Origin of the sequence: Pseudomonas sp. GOM6 (assembly GCF_029537485.1) — a bacterium.
Classification (GTDB): domain Bacteria; phylum Pseudomonadota; class Gammaproteobacteria; order Pseudomonadales; family Pseudomonadaceae; genus Aquipseudomonas.
In genome coordinates this window covers 17,169-40,011 of sequence record NZ_JARPUS010000004.1, presented here as the reverse complement: position 1 = coordinate 40,011, position 22,843 = coordinate 17,169, and the positions used below count along the sequence as shown (strand labels likewise).

General features: G+C 60.3%; 16 protein-coding genes and 1 pseudogene. 6 read left to right on the top strand and 11 right to left on the bottom strand.

Features of this window, described 5'->3' with window-relative positions; translation table 11 throughout:
- Window positions 1-159: 159 nt before the first annotated feature.
- The 3 genes from P7A97_RS06105 to rmuC all read right to left on the bottom strand — a co-directional run bounded on the left by P7A97_RS06105 (window position 160) and on the right by rmuC (window position 2,803).
- Complete coding sequence (locus P7A97_RS06105; protein ID WP_277689041.1) at window positions 160-801, bottom strand: peptidase M15; 642 nt, start codon at window positions 799-801, stop codon at window positions 160-162.
- 62 nt (window positions 802-863) lie between these two features.
- On the bottom strand, window positions 864-1,220 hold the full coding sequence (locus P7A97_RS06100) for a hypothetical protein (protein WP_277689040.1): 357 nt from the start codon (window positions 1,218-1,220) through the stop codon (window positions 864-866).
- Entirely contained in the window at window positions 1,217-2,803 is a 1,587-nt protein-coding gene (gene rmuC / locus P7A97_RS06095; RefSeq protein WP_277689039.1) for a DNA recombination protein RmuC, read from the bottom strand. The genes P7A97_RS06100 and rmuC overlap by 4 nt, the downstream gene beginning before the upstream one ends.
- A 127-nt stretch (window positions 2,804-2,930) precedes the next feature.
- Here rmuC and P7A97_RS06090 point away from each other — a divergent pair, with 127 nt between their 5' ends.
- The 4 genes from P7A97_RS06090 (at window position 2,931) to umuC (ending at window position 6,366) form a co-directional block, all read left to right on the top strand.
- A complete protein-coding gene (locus P7A97_RS06090; protein WP_277689038.1) occupies window positions 2,931-3,806 on the top strand; it encodes a WYL domain-containing protein in 876 nt (291 codons plus the stop codon).
- Between the two features lie 14 nt (window positions 3,807-3,820).
- Window positions 3,821-4,354, top strand: coding sequence for a plasmid pRiA4b ORF-3 family protein (locus tag P7A97_RS06085; RefSeq protein WP_088177154.1), 534 nt, complete (start codon window positions 3,821-3,823; stop codon window positions 4,352-4,354).
- A gap of 307 nt (window positions 4,355-4,661) precedes the next feature.
- Window positions 4,662-5,099, top strand: coding sequence for a translesion error-prone DNA polymerase V autoproteolytic subunit (gene umuD, locus P7A97_RS06080; RefSeq protein ID WP_031633879.1), 438 nt, complete (start codon window positions 4,662-4,664; stop codon window positions 5,097-5,099).
- Entirely contained in the window at window positions 5,092-6,366 is a 1,275-nt protein-coding gene (umuC, locus tag P7A97_RS06075) for a translesion error-prone DNA polymerase V subunit UmuC (RefSeq protein WP_277689037.1), read from the top strand. The genes umuD and umuC overlap by 8 nt, the downstream gene beginning before the upstream one ends.
- 8 nt (window positions 6,367-6,374) lie before the next feature.
- Here the strand turns inward: umuC and P7A97_RS06070 are convergent, their stop codons facing one another.
- Window positions 6,375-7,277 (bottom strand): site-specific integrase, encoded by a 903-nt coding sequence (locus P7A97_RS06070; RefSeq protein WP_277689036.1) that lies wholly within the window; start codon window positions 7,275-7,277, stop codon window positions 6,375-6,377.
- Between the two features lie 243 nt (window positions 7,278-7,520).
- Here P7A97_RS06070 and P7A97_RS06065 point away from each other — a divergent pair.
- Window positions 7,521-7,794 (top strand): annotated as a pseudogene (locus tag P7A97_RS06065) (transposase); the annotation flags it as partial.
- A gap of 28 nt (window positions 7,795-7,822) precedes the next feature.
- Here the strand turns inward: P7A97_RS06065 and P7A97_RS06060 are convergent.
- The 7 genes from P7A97_RS06060 to P7A97_RS06030 form a co-directional block, all read right to left on the bottom strand.
- The gene (locus P7A97_RS06060) at window positions 7,823-8,617 is read right to left on the bottom strand and encodes a hypothetical protein (protein WP_277689035.1); all 795 of its coding nucleotides are present in this window, start codon (window positions 8,615-8,617) and stop codon (window positions 7,823-7,825) included.
- Window positions 8,618-8,985: 368 nt separating this feature from the next.
- Window positions 8,986-11,073 carry an exodeoxyribonuclease V subunit alpha gene (recD, locus tag P7A97_RS06055; protein WP_277689034.1) on the bottom strand — a complete coding sequence of 696 codons (2,088 nt, stop codon included), beginning with the start codon at window positions 11,071-11,073 and terminating at the stop codon, window positions 8,986-8,988.
- On the bottom strand, window positions 11,070-14,750 hold the full coding sequence (gene recB, locus P7A97_RS06050) for an exodeoxyribonuclease V subunit beta (protein WP_277689033.1): 3,681 nt from the start codon (window positions 14,748-14,750) through the stop codon (window positions 11,070-11,072). Before recB ends, recD begins: the two co-directional genes overlap by 4 nt.
- Window positions 14,747-18,208 carry an exodeoxyribonuclease V subunit gamma gene (gene recC / locus P7A97_RS06045; protein WP_201720807.1) on the bottom strand — a complete coding sequence of 1,154 codons (3,462 nt, stop codon included), beginning with the start codon at window positions 18,206-18,208 and terminating at the stop codon, window positions 14,747-14,749. Before recC ends, recB begins: the two co-directional genes overlap by 4 nt.
- A 139-nt stretch (window positions 18,209-18,347) precedes the next feature.
- Entirely contained in the window at window positions 18,348-18,941 is a 594-nt protein-coding gene (locus tag P7A97_RS06040; protein ID WP_201720808.1) for a hypothetical protein, read from the bottom strand.
- Between the two features lie 170 nt (window positions 18,942-19,111).
- The gene (locus tag P7A97_RS06035; protein ID WP_201720809.1) at window positions 19,112-20,650 is read right to left on the bottom strand and encodes a hypothetical protein; all 1,539 of its coding nucleotides are present in this window, start codon (window positions 20,648-20,650) and stop codon (window positions 19,112-19,114) included.
- Window positions 20,651-20,742: 92 nt separating this feature from the next.
- Window positions 20,743-21,615: a tetratricopeptide repeat protein gene (locus tag P7A97_RS06030; RefSeq protein ID WP_201720810.1), complete on the bottom strand. Its 873-nt coding sequence runs from the start codon at window positions 21,613-21,615 to the stop codon at window positions 20,743-20,745.
- Between the two features lie 83 nt (window positions 21,616-21,698).
- Here P7A97_RS06030 and P7A97_RS06025 point away from each other — a divergent pair, with 83 nt between their 5' ends.
- Window positions 21,699-22,721, top strand: coding sequence for a WYL domain-containing protein (locus tag P7A97_RS06025; protein ID WP_236582585.1), 1,023 nt, complete (start codon window positions 21,699-21,701; stop codon window positions 22,719-22,721).
- Window positions 22,722-22,843: the final 122 nt, after the last annotated feature.

The window sequence follows — 22,843 nt, the reverse complement described above, 5'->3', positions numbered from 1 at the left end:
CGCACATTCGGAGGGCCATCCCTGGGATACCACGACCTGCCATTTTGCGATGTCCGTCACCATATCCACTGGCGCCGCATGGGTAAAGCCGGACGCCTCCTTGACTCACTGGTCAGCTCCTACGCGCACCGCCGCAATGCCCGGTTAAGGCAGAGCCCATTACGCCAGGCTGGCCAGCCAGGGCTCGACGATGCGCTTGCGCTCCTGAGCGCCCAGCGTGGCCACGCCTTTGTGCACCAGCGCCTTCTTGTCACCGGTATGCGGGTTGGTGACATAGGTATTGATGCTCGGCAGCACCTGCGGATTGGCGCTCCAACGCAGGTTGAAGGCGGCCAGCTTGGGGAACCAGTACTGGTTAGCGTAGGGCAGGTTGTCGTGAATCCACCAAGCCAGCGGCGTCCAGTCGCCGGTCTGGTCGTACCAGGGCAGCAGGGCCGGCACCACGATGCAGGCAGTAGCACCCAGGTGACCGTTGGCATCCGGGTAGTCCCAGATATGCGCGGCGTAGTTGCTTTCATTCTTCGCGCAGTTGTTGCCGTCTTCCGCCCCCTTGGCATTCACCGCCGGCGAGCGATACGCCGAGCGAATGGCGATGCGGCCGAAGCGCTCTTGCAGTGGCTCCAGCAACTGTTCGCAGAGCTGGCGCCCCGCCTCGATGGCGCGGTCGGGGAAGTCGGGGATATTCGGGATACCGTCGATCTGGCTGATCTCCGAATAGAGAAAATCGCGCATGAAGAAGCTCTTGGAGAGCCTGACACGCCCCAGATCTTCCAGTGCCTGCACGGTGGTGGGTTTATTCATGGAGGTTGCTTCCTGCTGAGCGTGGTTGATTAGCCGAGCCTGCGTGTGCAGGCGGTCGGTCGTCAATCGCGGCGTTTGTCGTTGTCCAGGTCACGGTCGCTGCCGCCCTTGTCGTAGTCCCAACGACCATCGTTGTCGATATCCCGATCCGAGCCGCCGGCATCGAAGTCCCAGCGCCCGTCGTTGTCCAGATCGCGGTCCGAGCCGCCTTTGTCGTGGTCCCAGCGACCGTCATTGTCGACATCACGGTCCGAGCCGCCGGCATTGAAATCCCAGCGTCCGTCGTTATCCATGTCGCGATCGCTGCCGCCTGCGCCGAAGTCCCAGCGGCCATCGTTGTCCAGGTCGCGGTCCATGGCGAAAGCCGTGCTGCTCATGCCGAGCAGCAGCACCATGGCCAGCCGCACGCACGCGTTCATGCTTGCTCCTGCGCCTCGAAGGCTTCCTGTTCGACCAGGCCCAGCTCAAGCTCGGCGCGGTCTACCCAGCTTTCGTCCAGCTCACCTTTGACGGCCACGCCCAGTTGGCGGAAGTCGCTGACCTGCTTGACCAGGTTGGCCTTGCCGCTGACCAGCTGATCACGCGCCTTGCGGTAGGCGTCCTGGGCTTTGTCCAGGCTGTTGCCAATGGCGTCCATGCTGCCGAGGAAGGTGCGCAGTTTGTCGTAGACCTTCCCAGCGCGCTCGGCCAGCTCAGCGGTGTGCTTGTTCTGGTCCTCGAAACGCCAGAGCTGACGCACGATGTTGAGGCTAGTGAGCAAGGTGGTCGGGGTGGCGACCAGCACGTTCTGCTCGATGGCTTTCTGGAACAGGGTCTCGTCCGCCTTGAGCGCCTCGACGAAGGCCGACTCGATGGGCACGAACATGAACACCATCTCCGGCGCATTCAGCCCCGGCAGCTCGAAGTAGTGCCGGTTGGACAACTCCTTGATGCGCTGGCCGATGGCCGTGACGTGCTCATTGAGAGCCAGGCGCCGCTCGGCATCATCCTCGGCATTGATGTAGCGGGTGTAGGCATTGAGCGAGACCTTGGCATCGATGATCAGGTGCTTGCCCTGCGGCAGGTAGACGATCACGTCCGGGCGCTGGCGATTCTCCTCGCCATTGATGCTGACCTCGCGCTTGAAGTCGCGCCCGTTGACCAGACCGGAGCGCTCCAGGACGTTTTCCAGCACCAGCTCGCCCCAGTTGCCCTGGGCCTTCTTCTGGCCCTTGAGTGCGGTGGCCAGGTCATGCGCCTCCTGGGTGATCTGCTGGTTGAGTTCTTTGAGGTGCAACAGCTCCTGGGTCAACGCGGCCTGCTGCTGGACATCCTTGTGGTGGATATCTTCGACCTTGGCGCGGAAGCCGTCGATCTGCTCGCGGAAGGGCTTGAGCAGCGCATCCAGCGACTGCTGGCTGTGCTGCGAGAAGGCCTTGCCCTTGGCTTCGAAGATCTGCCCGGCGAGCTGTTCGAACTCCAGCTTGAGCTGGTCGCGGCTTTCCTTGAGCAGCTGCTGTTGCTCGGCAAAGTGCTGCTGCTTCTGTTCCAGGCTACTGCTGAGGGTGGCGTGCTCCTTGGACAGGTTGGCGAACTTGTCCTGCATCACCTCGTGACTGTTCTGCAGGCGCTCATGGGCCTGCTTGAGCTCGGCGTGCTGCTGCAGCAGCTGGCCGTGCTGAGCACGCGCCGCGCTGGCCTGGCTTTGCGCCTCGGCCAACTGGGTGAGCAGTTGCTTCTGCTCATCGCGCAAGCCGGCAGACTCTTCATGGACAAAGCTCAGCTGGCGCTGCAGTTGCTCGACATGCGCCTTCTCGGCACGCACCGCGGCGGTCAGCTCGCGCAGCTCCAGTTCACGCGACTGACCCAGCGCCTGAAGCTGCTCCAGCTGGTCTTTGCAGGCCTGCAAATGGGTGTGTGCCTCCTTGCGCCGCATGCTCTGCCAGAACAGCGCCAGGCCAAGACCTGCGGCCAGCACCAGGGCAACCGCCACCATTCCCCAGGACATTCGGATATCGCTCATGGTGTTCTCCTTCCACTGCATACATCAGTGATGCAACTTGAATGACAGTCACAGGATATGTAGCCTCAAGCGACGCATCCACGGTGTTTACTCGTACAGGTAAAGTTTTCGAGCAGATGGAGAGGCCATGAAACGCAAACAAGCCATTGAGTCTGTGCGCTGGGATCTGGCCCTGCGCTACCGCCTGATCGAGACCATCGCCTGGTGGGAAGGCCGCTTGACCACGGGCCATCTGATGCAGAGCTTCGGCATCAGCCGGCAGCAAGCGTCGAAGGACATCAACTCCTACATCACCGACTACGCGCCGAAGAACCTCGAATACGACAAGCATTTGAAAGGGTATGTGCCGAGCCGCCACTTCAAACCGCTGTTTATCGATGACAGCGCCAGCGCCTACCTGCATCTGCTTAATCAAAACTACGATCGTGCACCGCACATCGAAGGTCTGGCGCTGGCCTACGCGCATACCGAGGTACTGGACGTGCCGGATCGCTCGGTGCGCCCCGAGGTGCTGCGCCCACTGCTCAAGGCCTGCCGCGAGGGGCTGCGACTGGAGTGCGAGTATGTGTCCTTCACCACGCCAGACGGCGAAACCCGCCTGATCGCACCGCATACGCTGATCTACACCGGCATGCGCTGGCATGTGCGGGCCTACTGCGAGAAGAACCGTGACTATCGCGACTTCGTGCTAAGCCGCTTTCGCGGTGAGCCTGACCTGATGGATGCTCCCTCGGAGCACACCCGCGCGCTCGACAAAGGTTGGAACACCCAGCTCACGGTGGTTATCGAGCCGGACTCGCGCCTCAAGCCGGAGCAACGCGCGATCATCGAAGCCGACTACGGCATGCGTGATGGGCAGCTGGTGATCGAGACCCGTGGTGCCCTGGTGCAGTACGTGCTGCAGCGCTATCAGATCGACCCGACCAAGGTGCACGCCAAAGCCACGGCGCAACAGATCGTCGTCACCAACCTCGATGAACTGCAGCCCTGGCTGTATCACTGACCGACGGAGCCAGCATGGCGACTCAACCGCTGCTGTATACCCTGCACATTCAGCTGGAGCCGTTGAATTTCAATCCTCCGGTCTGGCGCCGTCTGCGTGTGAACGGCGACTGCACCCTGCGCAAGCTGCACCACTTCATTCAGGCGGCCTTTGGCTGGCACAGCAGCCACCTGCATGAGTTCAGCGACGGCATCCATCGCTACCTGCCATTGGATGCCGAGCTGATGTACATGTACGACGATGCGCTGGATGACCGTAAGAGCAAACTGCGCCGCGTACTCAAGGAGGCGGACCGGCTGCGCTATCTCTATGACTTCGGCGATAGCTGGCAGCATGTGATTGCCGTAGAGAGCATCGAGCCCAGTGATTTCACCGGCACTTGGTGTGAAGTGCTCGATGGCGCCCGCGCCTGCCCGCCGGAAGATGTAGGTGGCGTGCCGGGTTACCTGGACTTCTTGGCTTCAGGCGGCAGCTTTGATCCCGAGCTGTTTGACCGACGCGCCGCCAACGCAGCGGTGCAGCGGATCTGCAATAACTTCTGGGGCTAAGGCCAGCGCTGCCAAGAGGCGCTAGCGCTTAATCCGCAGTACCGCCATAGGCCAGCCTGGCCAGCCCGATCAGTGCAGGCAGCACCAGCGCCAGCGGCAAAAGATCGTTAAGGGTGGGCAGCAAGATCATGGGAAGTCCTCCTGGTCGGTTGCCCACAACCTAGCGAGAACCATCCGCCAGGGCGATCTGTCTACTTTTCGCCTGTAAACAATCCGCGCAGACCCCACACATTGGCGACGAACGCGCCTTGTCGAAATGGCGGAGCCCTCATTACTGTATATAAATACAGTTATCGGTCCGCCCGTCATGAGCAACGCCCTTATCCTCGGACCGCTGCAGCGCAGCGGCACCGCCCTCCCCCTCTTCGATGCACGCGTCCCGGCAGGCTTTCCCAGCCCTGCGCTCGATCACATGGAGCACAAGCTGTCGCTCGATGCTCTGCTGGATCTGCAGGCCCCGCACACCTATGTGGTCGCCGTCAGCGGTGACAGCATGATCGGCGCCGGCATCTTCGATAACGACCACCTGATCGTGAGTCGCGCGCTGCAGGCCCGCCCCGGACACGTGGTGGTGGCATGCCTCAACGGCGATGTTTTTGTGAAGCGTTTGGCGCAGGATCAGGGGCAATTCGTATTGCGCTCGGAGAATCCCGCCTACTCGCCACGCTACATCCTGGAACAGGATGAGCTGATGATCTGGGGAGTCGTCACCCATAGCCTGCGCAATCACCTGAACCATGGCTGAGCCGGTCTACGCACTGATTGATTGCAACAGCTTCTATGCCAGCTGCGAGCGCGTCTTTCGCCCCGATCTGCAGCGCACGCCCATCGTGGTACTCAGCAATAACGACGGCTGCGTCATTGCCAGGTCTGCCGATGCCAAACCGTTCGTGAAGATGGGGGCACTCTTTCACGAGATAAGAGGCGACCTCAAGCACCACGGCATCGTGGCCTTCAGTAGCAACTACGCGCTGTATGGCGACATGAGCGAGCGAGTGATGACCATCCTGGAAGCTCGCTTCCCAAGCGTTGAGATTTACAGCATCGATGAAGCCTTCGCCGATATGACCGGCCTTCCCGAACCCCTGGAGTCGATAGGTCGTCAGGTCCAAGCGGAGGTGAGACAGAAGACCGGCATTCCCGTTGGTATTGGCATCGCCACCACCAAGACCCTGGCCAAACTGGCCAATGCCGCCGCCAAGCGCTGGCAAAAACAGACCGGGGGCGTCGTCGACATTCGCGACCCTGTTCGGCGCGACAAGCTGCTCAAAGCCATGCCGGTTGAAGAGGTCTGGGGCGTGGGTCCGCGGCTGCGCGCGCACCTAGAAGGCATGCAGATCAAAACGGCCTGGGAGCTGGCGCAGATGGACGCCTGGACGCTGCGCAAACGGTTCAACGTGGTGGTAGAGAAGACCGTACGAGAACTGCGCGGAGTAGCCTGCCTGGAGATTGAGAGCGAGATCGAACCCAAGCAGGAGATCTGCTCCAGTCGCTCTTTCGGCAAGCGGCTGCGCGAGTTAGCCCCTATCCAGGAGGCCGTCGCCGCTTATGCCATGCGCGCCGCCGAAAAACTGCGCAAGCAGGAATCACTTTGCCGGCAAGTGCGTGTCAGCCTTCGCACGGGGATGTTCAACCCCGCTGAGGTCAAATATGCCAACGGCATCCTCTGCCAATTGCCCTACCCTACCGATGACAGTCGGCTGATCATCCAAGCCGTTCAGACTGGGCTGAAGCAGGTGTACCGCGAGGGTTTCAGCTACGCCAAGGCGCAGGTGCTGCTATTGGATCTCTGCCGAAAGAATGAGTACACACCGGATCTGTTCGCCCCAGAGCAGCCCATCAGAACCGAGCGGCTGATGAGCACCCTGGATGCGATCAACAGCCGCTGGGGGCGGGGCACATTGCAACCAGGAAGAACTGCCAAGCCTGCGGAGTGGTCAATGCGCAGAGAGCTCCTCTCACCCGCCTACACAACGCGCTGGGCAGAGCTGCTGAGGGTTAGCGCCCGATAAGCTCACTATCAGCAGACAGCATGCAGAGCCTTCGAGCGAGAACTCGCATATCCCGCATGTGTTGCTCGAACCTTCGATAGATCAGCACCCTTTGCCGGCCTGACCTTCACGGCCTCGGCCCGCCCATAACGCTTGTCACCGTAGCGTCCAATAGAGTCCGTCGCCTGGTGCCCCATCACATATGCCATCTCGACTCTGGACATACCTGAGGCCTTCAGATTCGCACCAAACTGGTGGCGAAGCGTGTACATGCTGGGTGGTTTGCCCCGCGAGAAAACCTCTTTTGCGGCTTCATGTATCACTATTCGAATAGAGTCCAGGCTCCTGACATCAGAACGAAAGGCCTCCAGCGCATTACAGACGAGCTGGCAGAAATCCTCGTCAGCCTCCAGCATTCGGTCAGCGCCACGCAGCCCACCGTGGCTATGTTTGGCGCCGAGAATGCTGATCCTCGTGCCCTCAATACTGATGTCATTCAGCTCACAAGGGCGCGCTCCCGTCATGCTGATTAGCATCAACGCACCGGCTTCCACCTTCTGGCCCTTAGCCAGAAGCGCCATCACCCATTTGGCGAAATCGTCATCAGAAATTCTCTGCCGCCGCGCCTGCTTGCGCTTGCGCGGTAAGCCTATGACGGTAACCGGATTGAGGGTGCGATTGATCTCCTGCGCAATCCAGAAATGCCCCCTGAGCTTCTGGTCTAGAGCCAATGCATTGCGCAACCGCCTGAAGTAGTCAGGTCGGTAACCAGGAGCGGCACGCAGCAACGCGCCAATGATGCTGAACTCGTTGAGCGCACTGGGGGGGATGCCTGGCAGGTGTGTGGCGTAGAAGTGGGCAGCTAAAGATCGGTAAGCATTTTGAGTTTCTGTGTTCATGCTGGTTTTCTTCTTGTTCTGTGCACGATCCATCTCGTACACCATCAGCATGCGCAATGAGCAAAAGCTATCGCAACAGGTCTTTCAATTATTTCTGTATAACAATGATCGAATGAACGTCAAGCCAAACAGCCCGATTCTGAGCGGACATAGGTTCATTGATTGAAGACGAAACCGGTCGACTCTCGGGGACAGCTATCGGCCCAGACTGTGTAAAAACGTGCCCACCCTCCGTCCTTGTTATGCCGCCGCCAGGCTTCATCACATGGACAGTCCATGAAACGTTTCATCCAGGGTGAGTATCGGGCCAAAGTACATTGCTACCTGAGAGGCTGGATGATCATGTGGAGGACACCACCCGGTGCAACTGGTCGATGTGTTCGTCGATAAACTCGACTTTGGACGACTGGGTTTCGATGGTGTGGTTCCTGCGAAAACTAGTCGGTTTTCTTACCATCCTGCTGTTCTGCTGAAGATCTACATCTACGGCTATCTCAACCGTATTCAATCCAGTCGACGCCTTGAACGAGAAGCACAGCGTAACCTTGAGCCGCTGATTGGCCAGCCAGTTCGTGCCATCACGCGCAAGTAGCATCCTTGGCTGTCCTGGCCTGTGATTTCTTCGCCCTGACGTATGGCTCAGTAGTGATACTAGAGTTCATTCCGGTGACAATGCCCCCTTTGGGGTGTGGGGCAAAAGGCCAGTTGCTGTCCACGATAGGTAGCGCCATTAGTCTGAGATGGAATAGCTGCTCGTCGTCAGCGGTGATGTGAGCAGTAAGGTCGAGACTACCTGGCAGCCTGAAGGTTGGGTTCTGAACTTCGGTGCTGAAGCCAAAAGCAAGTGGGTAGGTTTTGAAGGCACAGATCCACATCGGATCGAATTTAGCTCCAAATTCGAAGTGATTTAGGTCCTTAAACATGCCTTGCTTGTGGAATGGGTAAAGCCACATGTGGAATCGCAAGGCAGGGTGAAGACCGGATCTGCGATCAAGGACGAAGCGTCTCAGGCGTCTATCCGGCCTATAAGTGGCGCGCGGTACGTCATCTAGGGCAAGCAAATGGCCTGCGACAGCTCGGGCAACCCTGTTGAGATTGACACCTTCGAAGATGACGCCCCCCGCCACCGGGTATCGGATGTGCTCCATAGCGGCTGAAGCTGCCCGGTAAAGGGAAATCAGTGCAGGGTCTAGCTCGGTCCCGAGTACGCGATTATTGCAGTCAGCGCACAAGGTGGCCTTCTTGACGCCATTCTGCGCGAGAAACGTGCCCTGCCGACCACGGTAATTTGGATTTATTTGGTGCAGAATCTGCGTGACCCGACGCTGCCCAGGGATCGCCAACCCTTGTGGGAACAGGTGATCTTCAGTCATAGCGGTACGCCGAAGGCAAAGGTTGCAGCGCCTGATTACACTCAACTACTTATCTCCTAATCCCGGCACCCTGAATCACTCTTGGTTTTCTAGATACCTCTACAGCCCAAAAGTGAAACCTGCCAGCCAGGGAGAAATCTATCCTATTGAAGTAGGAAACGGTCGATCCAAACTGGATCGGGGCTCATCTGATTGAGATGAACCTCAATGTGAGTGCTGCATGGGGATGGCTGGCTGGCGCTCACATGCTGGCTCGTCGGCTTACCACTTATGTCTAGACCTATCGGCGCTGATGCCGTGAGCTCTGACATGGCAAAGGTCACAGTCCAGGCCCAGTACCCGGGCTACAAATTCCTGAACGCACCCACTCAGGTGCGTTGAGCCAGCGCCTCGTGCAGTTGAAACGCCAAGCCGCTGGTGCGCTGCACGTTGCGACCCACCGCGCCTTCAAACACCCCCGGGTGAGTCTCGGCCAGGCTGAACCACTCCCTGGCGCGGGTGATCGCGGTGTACAGCAGCTCCTTGGTCAACACCGGGTTCAGCGCATCAGGTAACACCAGCGCAGTGTGGTTGAACTCCGACCCCTGAGACTTGTGCACCGTCATGGCGAACACCGTTTCCACCTCCACCAACCGGCTCGGCAGCACGAAGCGCACGCCGCCACTGCCGTCATTACGCGGGAAGGCCACGCGCAGGGCCAACGCACCCTCTGGTCCGGGCACACATAGCGCGATGCCGATATCGCCGTTCATAAGGTTTAGGCTGTAGTCGTTGCGCGTAACCAGCACAGGGCGCCCTTCGTACCAACCGTGGTCGCTGCTCAGCAAGCCGCGCCGACGCAACTGCGTGGCCACGCGCTGGTTCAGGCCCTCGACGCCCCAAGGCCCCCGACGCAATGCACACAGCAGGCGGAAACGGTCGAATGCAGACAACACCTTGCCCGCCCAGTCGGCCCAAAGCTGGCTATCCCACGGTGTGTCGGGTGCGGGGCGCAGGTCGCGCAGTTGCTCCAGATAATGCCGGTAGCCGGGGGCGTTGCGGTTACCATCGATGGCCAGGTCGGTGAGTGCAGCATCCTGCTCACCACGCACCAGCAGGTTGAAAAGCTGCTCCGAAGGCTGCTCCAGCACACGCCGTGCTTCGTCGGCGTGTTTGTGGTTGATCAGCTTGGCCAGACGCCCGATGCCCTTCTGCGGGTCGAAACGCCACGAGCGACGCAGCATCACGGTCTGCTGCGCCAATGGGTCACCAGCGCCGGCGGCCATCTGCAACTCGGGGTCGAGCAGGGCTTCACCGCTGTGGGTGCTCAGCCACTGGGCGGTTTGCACGTTGTAGCCGCCTTTTTCAGCCTCGCGGCACAAGTCGCCCATCACGGAACCGGCCTCCACCGAAGCCAACTGGTCCTTGTCGCCCAGCAGAATCAACCGCGCCGCATGAGGCAAGGCGTCCAGTACGCAGGCCATCATTTCCAGGTCGATCATCGAGGCTTCGTCAACTACCAGCACATCCAGCTCAAGCGGTTTGTCGCGCTGGTGAATGAAGTTGCGCGAGTTCGGGCGGCTGCCCAGCAAGCGGTGCAGGGTGGACACATCCGTGGGGATCTCGGCGCGCACCGCATCACTGACCGGCAACGCCCTCACCTCCTTGCCGATGGACTCAGACAACCGCGCAGCCGCCTTGCCGGTCGGGGCCGCCAGGCGAATGCGCAGCGGCTTGCCGCTATCGACTGCCGGCGTTTGCAGCAAGCCCAGCAAGCGCACCACCGAGGTGGTCTTACCGGTGCCTGGGCCGCCGGTGATGATGCTGAAATTGCCACGGGCCGCCAGCGCGCAGGCAATTTTCTGCCAGTTGCTGCCCTGCGCGCGCTCGGCTTCGGAAGGCGGTGGGAACAGTTCGTCGAGGCGGCTGGCGAGGTTGTCTGGGGTGACTGGCGCCACACCCAAGCGTGCACTCAAGGCTTGGGCAATGCTGCACTCGTAGTTCCAATAGCGGCGCAAGTACAGGCGCTGCCCCACCAGCACCAAGGGCCGCTCGGGTGCGTTCGGGCTGGCGTCGCGGTCCTCGACCATGGGGCTTGCGGCCAGCACCTGGCGCCACTGCGCGGCGTCCAGGCCCTGCAACCATTGCGATGGAAGCGTGTTGCCCTGCTCACCTTCAGGGGGCAACGAGAGCACGAAATCCGGGGTGGCCAGGGTGGCAACCAGGTCCAGGCAGGCGTGGCCACGGCCCAGTTGGTGGCTGGTCATCGCGGCGGCCAGCAGCACGCTGGCCTGGGCTTGAGGGTCTTGCTCGAGGATGAACTTGGCCAACGAACGATCCAGCGCACGCAGCCAGCCACGCGCCACCCAGGTATCGAGTTGCTGCAATAGCTCGCCATGGCTGACTGCGCCGATGGGCACTACCACTTGCTCGCTATCGCCTTGGCTGGCGCTGAGTTGCTTGAGGGTCTGGCTCATGCGTTGACCTCCAGGTGTTGCCCCATGAAGAGTCGGTCAAGCTGCTCGATCAATTGCCGCGGTGGGCGTTCGAAGTGCAGGCCATGGGTGGGCGCCTGGTGCCCACGGATGAACAGGTACAACGCGCCACCCAAGTGCTGGTCGTAGTCGTAGCCGGGCAGGCGCAGCTTGAGCTGGCGATGCAGGGCCAGCAGGTACAGGCACATCTGCAGGTCGTAGCGTTTGCCCAACATGGTTTCGGCCATGGCCTCGGCGGCATAGGCGCTGTCGGTACTGCCCAGCCAGTTGGACTTGTAGTCCGCCACGTAGTAGCGGCCCTCGTGCTCGAAGGTCAGGTCGATGAAGCCCTTGAACATGCCGTTCAACTGGCTTGGGGCGAGCGCTGGCCGTGGCGCGCCGCCCAAGGTGTGTTCACGCACCAGGGCATCGAGGCGCTCGACGCTCACGTTTTGGCTGGCGAACCAGAACTCCATCTCGACCTGGTAGGTGTCCAGCGCTGCGAGGGTGCATTGGGTGCCGTTGAAGCGCAGTGGCGCCTTCAGGTAGTGGCTGAGCCAGGCCGACAACGGGTCGATCCAGCGTTCCCAGCCACGCAGGTTGCAGCGCCGTGCCACGGCGTCGTGCAGGGCTTGCTCATCACTGGCGGCGTTGCCGAAGCCCTCATCACCCGCCCACTCGAACAACCCGTGCAGGAAGGTGCCCGGCCCCGCCCCTCGGGGGAAGCAGTGAATGCCAACGCCGGCAGACGGGTTCTGCTCGTCGTCCTGCTCTTGCAGGTTGGCTTCTAGGGCAGTTGCAGGCTCTGGGGCGATGGGCGAAGTGGCGCCCACCAGGGTACGGTCTTCGGCGATCGCCAAGGTGGAGTAGCTGGCGATCCACCAATTGGCTGCCAGCGCATGCAGCGGGCGCAAGGCTGGGCCTGCGGTGGGTCGGGCGGGCGCGGTGTGGACGGTTTGGGTGGGCGTGGGCGCCTTGCTCACGGCGATGTCGTCGCAGCCCTTTGCCAGTGCCTCGACCACTTCAGCCAGGCACTCGGGCGCCACCTTGTTTTCGCCTGCCAGCAGGTAGCCCAGGCCCGACTTGTGCAGGTCGAGCGACTTTTCCCCGGTTTTAGCCACCTTGGGCGCCACGCAAATCCAGGTGGCGTAGCGGGCGCGGGTCAGGGCGACATACAGCAGGCGCATTTCCTCGCCCATGCGCTCATCGTCGGCCAGTTTCTGCGACGGCTTCGCCAGCTCGCCTTTGCCCAATTCAAGCACCAGGCGGTATTGCTCACCCTGTTGCTCATGGAACATGGGCGGCGTTTTGCTGCGGCCATCCACCGGCCTGGCGCTGCACGCGAACGGCAACATCACCAAGGGGTACTCAAGGCCCTTGGACTTGTGCACGGTCACCACCTTGATCAGGTCCGAGTCGCTTTCCAGGCGCAGAATTTCTTCTTCACTCTGCGCCTCGATCTGCTCGGCCAAGTGGCGAATCAGCGCGTGCTCGCCGTCCAGTTCAGTGGCGCTGCGTTGCAGCCATTCAGCCAGGTGCAGCAGGTTGGTCAAGCTACGTTCGCCCTGCGCCTCGGCAAGCAACCGGGCCGGAACCTGGAAGGTCGCGAGCAGCTTACGCAGCATTGGCAGCACGCCTTGTTGCTGCCAATGCTGGCGAAACTCGCGGAAGCACTGCACAAGCTCTTCCCAGCACAGCTCGTTCTGATTCAGGCGCTCCAGCGCCTGCCAGCCAAGGCCCACGCTGCGGGTTGCCAGTGCCGCACGCAGCAAGCGGTCACTGCTGGGTTGGGCGCAGGCCCGAAGGATGCACAGCAGGTCTTTGGCCTCTTCGCTTTCGAACACCGAGTCGCGGTCAGACAAATAAACGCTGGCCAGTTTGCGACGTGCGAGGGCCTTGCGAATGGCTTCGGCTTCCGTGCGGCTGCGTACCAGAATGGCGATATCGGCGGGTTTGAGCTTGGTCAACTGGCCGTCGCTGCTGCGCAAGCCCGAGGGCTCGGGCGCACTACCGTCGAGCCAGGCCTGAATCGCCGAGGCGCACACCTCGGAGGCCTCGCGCAGGTACGTGGCGTTGTTGATGACTCCGTCGGTTTGCAGTTGCCAAAGAGTCAGGGCCTTCTGCTGTTCGCCCTCGATTTCCAGCACATCGCTGCGGCCTTTGGCGTCGACGCCCTTGAACGGCACCGGGTTCTGCCCGTCCTTGGCGAAGCGGAACGCCGCTCGCGGGTGCGCTTCGGCGAAGCTGAAACAGTGGTTGGCGGCATCGACCATCGCTTTGGTGGAACGGTAGTTGGTGCCCAGGGTGTAATGCCGGCCCTCGGTAGCCTCACGCGCCTTGAGGTAGGTGTAGATGTCGGCGCCACGGAAGGAATAAATCGCCTGTTTCGGGTCGCCGATCATGAACAGCCCGCAGTCGGGCAGGTTGTCGCCGATGCGGTAGATGGTGTCGAAGATGTCGTATTGAACCGGGTCGGTGTCCTGGAACTCGTCGATCAATGCTACCGGGTACTGCTGGCGAATGGTTTCGGCCAGGCGCGGCCCGCACGGGCCTTCCAGCGCACGGCCAAGGCGGCTCAGCAGGTCGTCGAAGCCGATCTGCGCCCGGCGAAGTTTTTCTGCTTCGAAGGCGCTTCGTACTTCACGCAGTGCATGCAACAGCAACTGCGCACGCGTGTCCTGCTTGGTTTCCTTGTGGTCGACCAACGCATCGATGGCCTCGAAGGCCGGTTTCCTGGCAATGCTGCCGCCCTTGTTCAACCTGAAGCGGGTTTGCCCACACCTGAACACGTGGGCACAGGCGTCCTCACCCTGGCTCCAGGCCGCGATATTGCGCAGCATCTCTTCCAGGGTTTCGCGGCTATTGGCGGGGTAGGAATTACGATTCAGCGAAGTGCGGGCCTCGTGCAACGCCGCCTCAAGCGCCACGATGTCCTCGGCCCACGCGGCTCGGGCTAGCGCTTCGAGCGTGGCGTACTTCGCATTCCAGTCGGCAGCCGTCTGAAGCAATGCATCCAGCTTCGCGGGCGCGGTGATCGCCACCCCCTCCTGCTGGAACTCGGCATCGCTACGCGAAAGCAGTGGCGTCAGTGCCTCACGCAGCGCGGTCGGGCTTTTGAAGCACTCGGTCACCGCCTTGGCAACTTCGGGCGACACGCCATAGAACTGCTGACGCCAGTAGTCCCTGACCACCTCATCGAGCAGCTCGCGCTGGTCGGTTTCCAGTGTCTGGGTGAACAGGCTGCCGCTGTCGAAGGCGTGCTCGCGCAGCATCCGGTAGCACCAGCCATGAATAGTCGAAACCGCGGCTTCATCCATCCATTCGCTGGCCAACTGCAACCGGCGAGCGCAGGAAGGCCATTGGTCGGCGAGGTATTCGTCGCGCAGTTTCACCAGCAGCGGGTCGTGAGGCAACTCCGGTGCCAGGAAGCACTGGGCAGCCTCGTTCAAGCGTGCGCGAATACGGTCGCGCAGCTCTTGGGTGGCGGCGTCGGTGAAGGTCACCACCAGAATTTGTGGCGGCGTAAGCGCTTGCTTGAACGCCGCGTCGCCGCCATGGCCCAGCACCAGGCGCACATACAGCAAGGCGATGGTGAAGGTTTTACCGGTGCCCGCGCTCGCCTCGATCAAGCGGCTGCCGTGCAGGGGGAAATCGAGGGGGTTGAGGTTTTCCGCGGTCATTGGTCGCTCCCTGCGTCGGTCGGGGTGAAGTGGCCGAACAAGCCGCCATACAAGTGCTTGGCCCAGGCTGGGAACTGGCCGCTTGCGCACAGTTGGTCGAAGTCGGGGTAAGCCCGCCGCTGGGCGAACGAGCGCTGCACCTCGCCCTCGAACGTGTAGCTACCTTCGTAGGTTTCACGCGCCTTGGCGTAGGCCGCCTCGCCGTTGTCACTGTTCTCCCCGCCCGCAGCCAACCAGACGAAAGCACTTTTGCAGGCCACCGGCAGCGGCTCCTGCATGCCCGCCACCCAGGCTTCGAGCAGCGCTTGCAACTGTTTCTGCGCCTGTTGCGCGGGCACTGGCTGGAACACCACGTCCCCATTCAAGCCCACCAGAATCGTCGTGCAGGCAGGCCCGTTCAACTGCAACGCCAGGTGCCGCAACCAAGGCCGCACCAAGTGGTGCCAGCAATAGCTGTCGTCGGTGCACAGCTTTTTGCTGTCCAGTTGCAGGTAGGCTCGCTCATCCAACGCATTGCGGCGAATGCCACCCAGCCAGTCCTTGAGGCCGGGAAGCTCGTCGGTGGCGTCGATAACGGCAGCGCTCTGGCCCTCTTCCAGCTCAGGCCAGGCTTGCAGTTGCGCGTGGTAGCGCGCCAGCAGGCCCGGCATCGGCCCCACCAGCGCCGAGGCGCTCAAGGTGCCGAAGCCGCCCAGCGGCAAGGCGCCCTCGCGTTGCAGGCGCTGCACTTGCAGGCCCAGTTCGGTCGCGGCCTGTTCGGGGTCGTACGCCTCCTCTACCCAGCGCTTTAGCGCCTGGGTGAGCCTGTCCTGGTGCTGCCAGTTTTCCAGGCCATCGAGCAGGAAGGCTTCGTCATCGCGGTTGACCAACTCGTCGTCATCGAAATTGACCTTCAAGCGCTGGGTGAAGAAGGCGCCCACCGGGTCGCGTACGAACTCGGAAAGTTGGCGCAGGTTCAACGGTGTGTCCTGAACCGGCGCGGGCAAGCGCTCGCCTTCTGGCTGCAAGGCATGTTCGTCGTGCACCTCGCGCCACTCGCTGGAATAGGTGAACAAGCCATCAGGCCCCGGCTGGTTAGCGAAGTACGCGGCGCTGAAGGGTTGTAGCGGGTGCTCCTGGGTCAGTGCGGGCAGCAACGGTTGGCCGCTGGCCGAGCGCCAGCCGTTGGCCAGGTGGTCGCGTAGCTGGCCGATCAGCACCGAGGGCACGCGCTCGCTGTTGTCGCGAATATTACGGCCCACCCAGCTCACATACAGTTGCTTGCGAGCCGAGAGCAGGGCTTCGAGCAGCAGGTAGCGGTCATCTTCACGTCGCGACCGGTCACCTGGGCGATAGTCGTTGCGCATCAGGTCGAAATCGACCGGCGATTGCTGGCGCGGGTAATCGCCATCGTTCATGCCCAGCAGGCAAACCACCTTGAACGGAATCGCCCGCATCGGCATCAGGGTGCAGAAGTTCACCGCACCGGCCAGAAAACGCTGCGACAAGCCACCGTCCTCGATGCCGCTGAGCCAGGCTTCGTGCACCACGCTCAGCGGCAGTGGCTGCGCGAACTGCGCCAGCTCGCAGGTGCGCAGCCAACCTTCAAGCAGCTTGAGCAACTGGTTGAGCAGCAACTCTTCGGCATCGCTCTCCGAGCGGAAGAACACCTTCAACAAGGCTTGCAGGCGCTCGGCCCACTGCACGGGTGTGGCCGGTTGCTGAAGCTCCTGAAGAGCGACTTCCAAGTGGTCGAGCAAGGTCAGCAGCGGGCCGGCCAGGGCCGCTTCCAGCCCCGACACTTCATCGTAGGGCTCGATGCCGTTGAGCTCAGGCCCACGCCCAACGGCGTAGCCCAGCAGCATGCGGCGCATGCCGAAGCGCCAGGTGTTCTGCTCCAGGCCCTGCGGCATACCCAGGCTTTCGCGCTGTTGGGCATCCAGCCCCCAGCGCACCCCGGCACCCTCGATCCAGCGCTGCAGGGTCGGCACGTCCGCTTCGTTGATCGCGAAACGTGCGCGCAGGGCCGGCACGTCCAGCAGGTCGAGAATGTCGCTGGCAGCGAAGCGGCTGTGGGGCAGCTTGAGCAGGTGCTCCAGCGCGATCAGCAGCGGCTGGCGACCGCGTTGGCCTTGGTCGGACACGGTGAAGGGCAAGTAGCGCGGGTCGTGACGCGGCACCTGTCCGAACACCGCTTCTATATGCGGGGTGTAGGCGTTGATGTCCGGCACCATCACGATCACATCGCGCGGGCTCAATTGTGGGTCGGCGCTGAAGCGGGCGAGCAGTTGGTCGTGCAGCACTTCCACTTCGCGCTGCATGCTGTGCACCACGTGAAAACGCAGCGAGCGGTCGGCACTAACCTCTACCGGGTCCCAGGTTTCGCGGCTTTCCGCCAAAGGGCGCAGTTCGAGAATGTCGCTTTGCAACTGGCCTAGCAGGGTTGTGGTATCCGGCTCGGTAAACAGGTCGATACGCCCGCCATTGAGGCCGTCGAGCAGGTGGCGATAGCTGCCGGGTTCGTCGTGCTGGTCGAGCAGGTTGATATAGTCGCGCCCCTGCTTGCCCCAGGCAGCGAGCAAGGCTTGGCCATGCTCGTTCGCTACGGTGCCAACCTCTCGGGCAGGCTGGCGACGGTAGTGGTGCGCCAGCAGGTCTTTATCGGCAACGATGTCGCCCCAGTGGTGGCGGCAAGGGTTGTGCACGCACAACAGCACTTGGCTGTAGCGGGAAAGCTCCTTCAGCGCTTCAAGCACTTGTGCGGGCATCGAGGAAATACCGAACACCACAACTCGGCGTGGCAGCCCCTTCGGCGCCTGGGCGGCGCTGCGCAGGTGGGCGACGAAGCGTTTGTGCACCCCAGCGCGGCTTTGCTCAAGCGCGCCTTCGCCTACGTCTGCCAGTACCTCGCGCCATAGCTGCGCCTGCCACAGGTTCGGCGCATCCAACGGCTGCGCAGTGCCCTTGATGTGCCGCAGTTGATCGCGCCCGACAGCCCAGTCTTCCAGCCAATCGGCGCGGTACACCTGGTATTGGTCGAACAAGTCCGCCAGCCGCTCGCACAGTTGGTGCAGCTTGCGCTGTTCGTCGTCCTGTTCCAAAAAGCGCTGCAGGCTTGCGAACACCGGCTTTTCCAGCAAGCTCGGCAACAGACGCATCAGCCGCCAGCTCAGGGCGGCCTTGTCCAGCGGCGAAGACTGCGGGGTGGTTTGCGCCCCAAGCACCGAGCGATACACCTGCCACAGAAAGCGCGCGGGCAGTTGCACATCCAGCGCCGCGGCAATACCGCAGCCGCCGTTGTGCGGGTCTTCGGCCAGCGCCAGCTTCAGCCACTGGGCGATGCCATTGCTCTGCACCAGCAGCACTTCGTTCTCCAGTGGTCGCAGCGGGTGACTGCGCATCCACTGCACCGCGAGGGCTCGCAGTTCTTCTAGATGATTGCCATGGATGACAACAAGACCAGGCTGAAGCTCCTGCATAGACACACATCCCTCTGGGTACGCTGGAGTGAAAGCTAATCAACACATGCGACACCCTGTGTCGCACGGGATCTTTCACGGAAGAAGCAAAGTGACGTCGTTGAACTAAGGCAGCGATTGGAGAACCGCTCCGGCAACCTCAAATGACTTCAAGCCGGTAGGTATCGGTATCACCGACCAACTCAAAGAACAGCTCGCCATCCGAAGATTGAGGCGTGTCGGATGCAGAGGACCAGAACGAAGAATGCTGCCGCACATAAGCGCAAAACGCGGCTACCAACGGATGGGCCTTCCACAGCTCGGTCAGCTCACGTCGATGCAGGCCCGGCATAAAGAGCGGTGCAAGCTTCTGCTTTTGATCCAACGAAAGCTCAGCCAACTCCTGCCCATGCTGACTGATCCACTTGCCAATCAAACGGATGTCGCTGTGGTAGCGCGCATCGGTCACTTGAAGCTGAGCAATACGGATTTTCTGCGGTTCTACAACAACCCGGCAGGCAACGTATTCATCGCCATCCGCCAGCTGAGCACTGGCATTCTGCAAGGCGAGCTCAGGAGTTGGGCTGGCGTAAATTGCATGCCGGCGGGACGGCATATTTTTCGGCCGGAGAGACTCCCAGAGGTTGTCGACAACATAGGGAACATTGCTCGGAATCCGCATCGTCAAATGACGACGAATTCCTTTTCCCGACATAATCACTTGACTGGCCGGGATCGCCCGGAATAGCTCCATGTCAGACTCCTCAGAAACACATCACTAGCAGCTACAGTTGCCATAGCCCCTCTGCATCTCGCGCGCTAAAAAACACTAATGAACACTACCGCAAGTTCCAGGAGCTGAAGCGCGAAAAGCAAGGCAGCAGGGAGCCAACCACCTGAGTGGCCGAGGTTGATGCTGCTCTACTAGCGATCGTGGCCAACTAGAAATGTCGACATTTGGACACTGCGCTGAAGCTGATCATCTAGATCAGCCAGTGTCTGACCAAAAAATGTCGTGAACAATTCGGTGGGTTGTTCACCGTCAAGCAAGTCAAAATGCTGCCCCACTGCCTGCCCAATGCGACGAAGCAGCTTCGCCGAACTACATATGCCGGCAAACCCTGCCTTCACCAGAATATCAAGGGGAGATATCTGGTATTGAATAGCCAATTGCGTGGATCGACCGCAAAGAAATATACATACCAGACACACCTGCTCGCGCTCGTCTCCTGCAACGAACCCAGTTTCACCGGCACTGAGCACCTTCAAGCCAGTTTCTCCACCGCGAGCAATCAGCTCAAGATCGTCGAGGCTGTAACTAACCAAATCAAACTCGGCGCTCTTGAAAGGAAAGCAATATGACCTGGCCGTACCCAGGGTGCGCCCTTTCACTATGGTCTGCCACTGGCGAAAAGCGGATAGATCAATGGCATGCCCCGCCACACGGCTGCACGCAAGGTATTCATCTAGAACCTGGGGGAAAGGAAAACTAGTTGGCACCCAAGTGCAGACGCTCTTCGTTTCAACGTGATTCGCCTTTCGGCTGCTCGAAGTAGTGGGAATTGCTACACCCGATACAGTCGCGAAGCCAGGCAATACAAGGCAGCGCAGATCGTACCCAATCATGAACAATGCGGCCTCAAATGACCGACAGCGTTCCGCCAGTGAACCAGAGAACAGATGGGGCGCTTGCTGAAGCGTTTCGCACACAATCCAACCGAGCTCCACCTGACTCTGAGCCCAGCGCTCGGCAGGCACACTCCGAGTAAAGAACTGAGGAGCCTTTGCAAATCCAAGCTCGCCCGGATCACGAATCTGATCTCCTCGCGCCGCCCCCGTCGGGAAAGTCAGCACGGAACTCGCTGTCGCCCGCTGACGATAAAGGGTATAGAGCATTGCTATAGCTGCCCCAACCCGGCTGTCGTAAATGGGGGATCCTGTCGTATCAAGCAGCGAATGAATCTTGGTCAGGCCTGCATCGAAGCGCCAAATGCTTTGCTTATTCAACTGGGAGAGCGTTTGACTGCCATTTAGGACAAACAACGGCCGACAGCTATCGAGGTACTGCACCAATTTTCCCTGTTGCTGCAACCGATTCAGAAAGGGAACCGCGCCACGTACGCCGCCCCATTTCAACACTGCGAGACACGCCTTGTAAGTGGTGGCCTCGCAGCCATTGGCCATAGCAGTCAACAGACGGTCTCGCAAAAGATCGAGGGAGATGCTCGTACTCTTCCAGTCGTCAGACCTCACCAACCGCCCAGTCTGGTAGTCACTCCAGCTATTTTCCCAGCGATAGAGAGCATGAACCGCTTCGATTCCTACCACCTGCCGATCAATCCCCCCTCTTACGAAACGACTCGGGCTGAAGCGCAGGTGCACATTGAGATCAGCAAGGTTCAGACACAGCCAATCGATGAATCCACGAACATCCGGCTGTGCGAGAAATTTATTTCGGTCCATCTATCCCCCTATTTCCATATTTCAGACCCGATGCCTCGACTATACGGCCCTGACATCCACGTTACGTCTTTGGTTAGAGCACCACCGGCATATTATGAGCGGTTGCGTGCCAATTGAAGATCGGCATCCAAATCACCGAGCTCCACTGCCCACAAGCTTCCCTGGCTGATCGCCAGATCCCGCCAGAAACGAAACAGCCCCCCATCAGGATCCGGCGGGGCCTCGAAGGTAGAGAAGTAAAAATCGGTAAGCCGCTCAGTCGCCAATACCTGCCCCTTCATGGCCGCCCACTGCAGCCAATACAAGCCAAGCGCAGGATCATACTCGGGTGATGCCTCATCCAGAGCCAACCTGCCAAGTGAGAAGCACGCCATCAAGTCCTGCTCGGCCGCTCCACTCTTGTACCAACTGATGGCTTTGCCATGATCGACGATGACACCCTCGTCCCCACGCTCATACAAGCTCCCTAATGCTTGCGCAGCACAGGGAATCCCCGCCTCGAAAGCCTGCTCGTAATAGTCGATGGCCAAGTCCAGATTGACCGTCAACCCCTTGCCGTAAAAGGCCAGCTCGGCGAGGTTGAATAACGCCTCTGCGGAGCCCATTACCGCAGCAATCCTCAGCAGCCTCTTGGCGAGAGCTGGATTTGGCTTAAGCCGCAAACCGTTGAGCCACCACCACCCAAGATCATTGAGTGCATTCTCGTCACCAATCAGGGCCTGCTCACGCAGCTCCACATAGCGATTTCGAATTCTGATCGGATCAACCAATCCAAGAAGCGGATTGGCTGCCTTGATCTCGTGATAGGTAACACCAGCCTGCCCGCTTAGCTCCATCGCTCTCAGCGATGGCATTCCAATGCCAGCGTAAAGGCGTTGCAACTCGTCAGGCCCAGCTAGCTCGACGTCTTCAGCCCGCGGAAGAAGGTTATCCATGAGATTGAAGACTTCCGCAGATTTGCTCATGCTGCTGCCTCATCGATGATTGTGCCTGACCATTTTCAACAGCCATGCGACAGTCTGTGTCGCACACAAGCAGGGACGGAAGTGTGGAACAGCTACTCCGCCATGAGCTCATCCTTGGCCTTCTCCCGAGCAAGGACAGCGCTCTCGATAGCAACGCCATTCACCAACGAGTAGCCAATCAGGGCATCCAGGTTGGTAAACGCACCATTCAACGTGACCTCAGCGAACTCGAACAGAAATTCCCCCATGTGCACAGTAGGCCCAAGGGCAAAGCAAAACTGTGGTGGGCAGAGAAATCGCTATCGCGACTGAGCATGCTGCCAACAGATGCAATGAACCTCGTCATGATCATGGAGCACGCTGCTAGATTCGGAATGGCGGCGCAGGTAGCAAATCTGGCGCCCCTTCGGGATTACGCAACATCACTGTTGAAAGGAAACCGTCCTAGCCAAGACTGCTCAGGCAAGGTCATCAGCAACACCCGCTTCGTGGTCCTTGAGCCAGGTCAAGTAAAGCCAGAAGTTCTGAAGGTTATTCAACAAGCCCTGCTGGATGATGATTCGATAATGGCTCTCTACCTGAAACGCGGTGCCAGCGAGCCACGCCAGCTTCATCTCAAGCCACTAGGGCTGTCCTATCAGGACTCCAATATCTACCTCTCATGTATTTTCGAGGGATTACCAAAAGGCAAAGTCGCCGCACTCCCCCTGCATCGCTTTCAAGCTGCCAAAACCACCGTGGACAATCTCAAGGCCCCCGAGGGCTTCGACATCAACTCGTTCGAAGCCAGACAAAGCCTGATCAGCCAAAAATCCGAGCACCCGGTTCAACTCAAGTTACGTATTTCACAGACGCTCTATGAGCGCTTGGACGAGAACGCGCTCACTTCTGATCAACAACTACAACCTACCAACGATGGCTGGTGGCTAATGACAGGCAGCCTCTGCCTCAGCCAGGGCCTTGATTTGTGGCTACTGAGCCAAGGCGAACACGTGGAGGTGCTTGAGCCCATTGAGCTAAGACAGCAAATGGCAGCCTCGGCGAAAAAAATGGCTGCCCTGTACGAAAAAGTTAAAACGACGACACAGGATGTCGCATATCCATAGCACCCTGCCTCCCGTCAACTGACTACGGAGACGTTGCTATGAAAACCTATTCCGCTTTGCTTCAGCGCGTAACACCCAACGCAGGGCCTCGCGCCAACTTCACGATCACGGTACAGGCCGTC